This is a genomic window from Luteolibacter sp. (genome assembly GCF_058122085.1).
The window spans coordinates 1-3343 of the sequence record NZ_JBIKBQ010000193.1 but is presented as its reverse complement, the minus strand read 5'-3'; the positions used below and the strand labels follow the sequence as shown (position 1 = coordinate 3343).

At 61.8% G+C, this 3343-nt stretch carries 2 protein-coding genes and 1 pseudogene; all 3 read left to right on the top strand.

Features of this window, described 5'->3' with window-relative positions:
* On the top strand, window positions 1-678 hold a 678-nt coding region (locus AC4DF4_RS18330), incomplete at its 5' end, for a sodium:solute symporter family transporter (protein WP_490049540.1).
* Window positions 679-727: 49 nt separating this feature from the next.
* Window positions 728-1840, top strand: a pseudogene (locus AC4DF4_RS18325) (DUF5107 domain-containing protein); the annotation flags it as partial.
* A gap of 32 nt (window positions 1841-1872) precedes the next feature.
* Window positions 1873-3343: tetratricopeptide repeat protein (locus AC4DF4_RS18320; protein WP_490049539.1), on the top strand; the 1471-nt coding region annotated here is incomplete at its 3' end.

Here is a 3343-nt window from a genome sequence, read left to right as displayed (position 1 = left end):
GCTGAGCTCGGTTCGAAAACCGACGCGGCGTTCCCCACGATGGTTACCAAGCTGATCGCTCCGGGCGTGCGCGGCTTAATCTACGCCGCCATCGCCGGTGCCGTCACCAGCACGCTGGCCTCGCTGCTGAACTCGGCGTCCACGATCTCCACGATGGATGTCTATCGCCGCATGTTTTCGCGCGACGCCTCGCAGGAAAAACTCGTCTGGCTCGGCCGCGGGCTGACACTGGCATTTGTCATCGCGGGATGTTCGATCGCGCCGATCCTGGACGACCCGAAATTCGGCGGCGTGTTTCAATACATCCAACAATTCCAGGGCTACATCTGGCCCGGCGTGGTGGCGGCGTTCATCATGCCGTTTGTCCTGCCGAAAGTCCCCGGTGCTGCCGGCGTCGTGGCATTGGTGACCGGTCCGCTGGCCTATGCGGTATTCCAATTCACCTCCAAGTCGGAAGCACGGCCATGGGGCCATGACATCCATTTCCTCCTGCAAGTGCTGCTCGCCTTCTTGGTGGTGGGCGCGCTGATGACTGCGATGACACTGTTCTCACCACTCGCGAAGCCCAAGGCGCTTCCGGTCCGCGAGGAGATCAGCCTGGTCACCGAGCCCATCGTGAAGATCGCGGGCGGCCTAGTGATTCTCGGCGTTGTCCTGTTCTTCATCATCTTCTGGTGATCTTTATTTTAGCTTTTCAGCATCTCAGTATTTCAGCTTTTACCCCACCATGTCCGTCATCGCGAAACTGGAACCCCGCGTCATTCCAACGTACCCGGTCGGCGCGCCGGAGAAGAACCCGGTCTTTTTCGAGAAACGCGTCTATCAGGGATCTTCCGGCAAGGTCTATCCGGTGCCGTTCATCGACAAGGTCTTCGACGAACCGCAGCCGGTTTCATACCAGTCCGCGCGTTTGGAAAACGAGTTCGTGCGGCTGGTGATGCTGCCGGAAATCGGCGGGCGGATCTTCATCGGTCAGGACAAGACGAATCACGACTACGATTTCTTCTATCGCCAGCATGTGATCAAACCGGCGCTCGTCGGCCTCGCCGGCCCGTGGATTTCCGGTGGCGTCGAGTTCAATTGGCCGCAGCACCACCGCCCCGGGACTTTCATGCCGGCGGATGTGTTCATTGAAGAGGAAGAGGACGGCGCACGCACGGTGTGGCTGAGCGAACATGATCCGATCAACCGTCTCAAAGGCATGCACGGCATCCGCTTGCGACCCGGTTCCTCGCTGATCGAGCTGCGGGCGCGTTTGTATAACCGCACGCCATTCACTCAGACCTTCCTCTGGTGGGCGAACGTGGCGGCGATGGTGCACGAGCAATACCAATCGTTCTTCCCGCAGGATGTAAGCTATGTCGCGGACCGCCACATCGCGCCGGGCAAGAAACAATGGACTTGGGGCGACCATGCGTTTGGCCATGCCTGGGATCGCGAGCTCACCGACACGAACGGCCCCTATATCGAGCTGATGGCCGGCGTTTACACCGATAACCAGCCGGATTTCTCGTATCTCGCGCCGTATGAAACAAAGACCTTCTCGCAGTTCTGGTGGCCCATCCAGGGCATCGGCCCCGTCCAGCAGGCGACCGAGAAGGCGGCCTTGCGGATGGTCGTGCGCGAGGACCGGACCATCGAGCTCGGGCTTTGTGTTTCCGAAAACCTGAAGGACGCCACCCTGGTGCTGAAGCGTGGGGAGCAGATCCTGCTTGAGCAAACGCTCTCGCTCAAACCGGGCGAGGCATGGACTCATGCCGACCTCAAATTCACCGGGGGAAATCCGGCCGAGTTGTCCGCCGCGGTTTTCAACCGCGATGGCGGCTGCCTTCTAACCTATCGGCTGATGGAAACCACCTCAAGGCGCAAGTCTTGCTAGCGGCCATCCTGCGGCGAAAGCACGATCCGGAATCCCCCGCCCTCCTCGGCCGGGTTCTTGAAGCGGATTCATTGGATCATTGGGCCCGTTACGAGTCCTCGCTTGCCGGCGGGATTTCCACCGCGCAATTCCTGAGCACCTGCCGCAACGACGCGCAGACGGTCCTGGACCTGGCCTTCGACTACGCGGACGCCGGCTTCACCTCCGAAGCAGCGAATCTGTTGGAGCTGCATTCGGCCAATCCGGTGACGCCCTCCGCGGTGCCGAATCCACTCTCGCGGGCGGTGGCCAGCGCTTACGTGCTGGCGTGGTTGAAACAGGACCACGCCCTGTTGGAGGACGCGCGGAAGCAATCGCCGGACTATTTCTTCCCGTCGCGCCTGCACGAGCAGGTCGTGCTGGAATGGGCGCTGCAACAACCCGGCAAGGACCCGGTGGCCGCCTACGGCCTCGGAAATTACTTCTATGATCTCAAGCGTCACGAGGACGCGATTGCAAGTTGGGAACGCTCTGTCGCCGATGGCGCGTCGTTCGCGACGGTGTTCCGCAATCTGGGAATCGGCGTTTGGAACGCGCGGCGGGACGGAGATGCGGCGAGAACCTGTTATCTCCGGGCGCTGGAACTCGACTCCACCGATCCACGGTTGGTCTCGGAATACGACCAGCTTTGCTCGAAGTTAAACGACCCGCTGGCAGACCGCCTGCGGTTTCTGGAAGACCACCGTGGCCGCGTGATGCAACGCGATGATTGCACGGTGGCTCTGGCAGGCCTGCACAACCTAACCGGATATCCGGAGGCGGCGTTGGAGATCGTCAGCTCCCGCCGCTTCCACCCGTGGGAAGGCGGCGAGGGAAGCGTGCTCCGGCAGTTCACCACGGCGCACATCCGGTTAGGAATCGCGGCCCTCGCGGCGGGCGATGCCGCCGCCGCGCTGCGCCACTTCACCGGCGCGATGGACACGCCGGAAAGCCTCGGCGAGGCCTATCACTTGCTGCAGGCGAAGGCGGATGTGAACTATTGGACCGGCCGCGCGCTGACGGCGCTCGGACACACGGACCAAGCCCGCAAGCATTTCATGCTCGCGGCGGCGGAAGCCGGCGATTTCTCCGAAATGGCGGTCACGGCGCACAGTCTGCTGAGCTACTTCCGTGGTCTTTCGCTGCGGGAACTCGGCCGCGGGGAAGAGGCCCGCGCCCTGTTTACCGACCTCAAGACCTTTGCCGAAACCAAGCTCAAGGAAACCGCCCGGATCGACTATTTCGCCACCTCGCTTCCGAACCTGTTGGTTTTCGAGGAGGACCTCCAGGCACGGCGCGACGCGGAGAATCATCTTCTACTAGCGTTCGCGCTTCACGGACTCGGTGAGGCGACCGCGGCTCGCGGCGCTTTGGAGAAGACCCTCTCCTTCAACCATGCCGACCAACGGGCAATGGATCTGCAGCGCGAATTGTCATCTGGCCCGA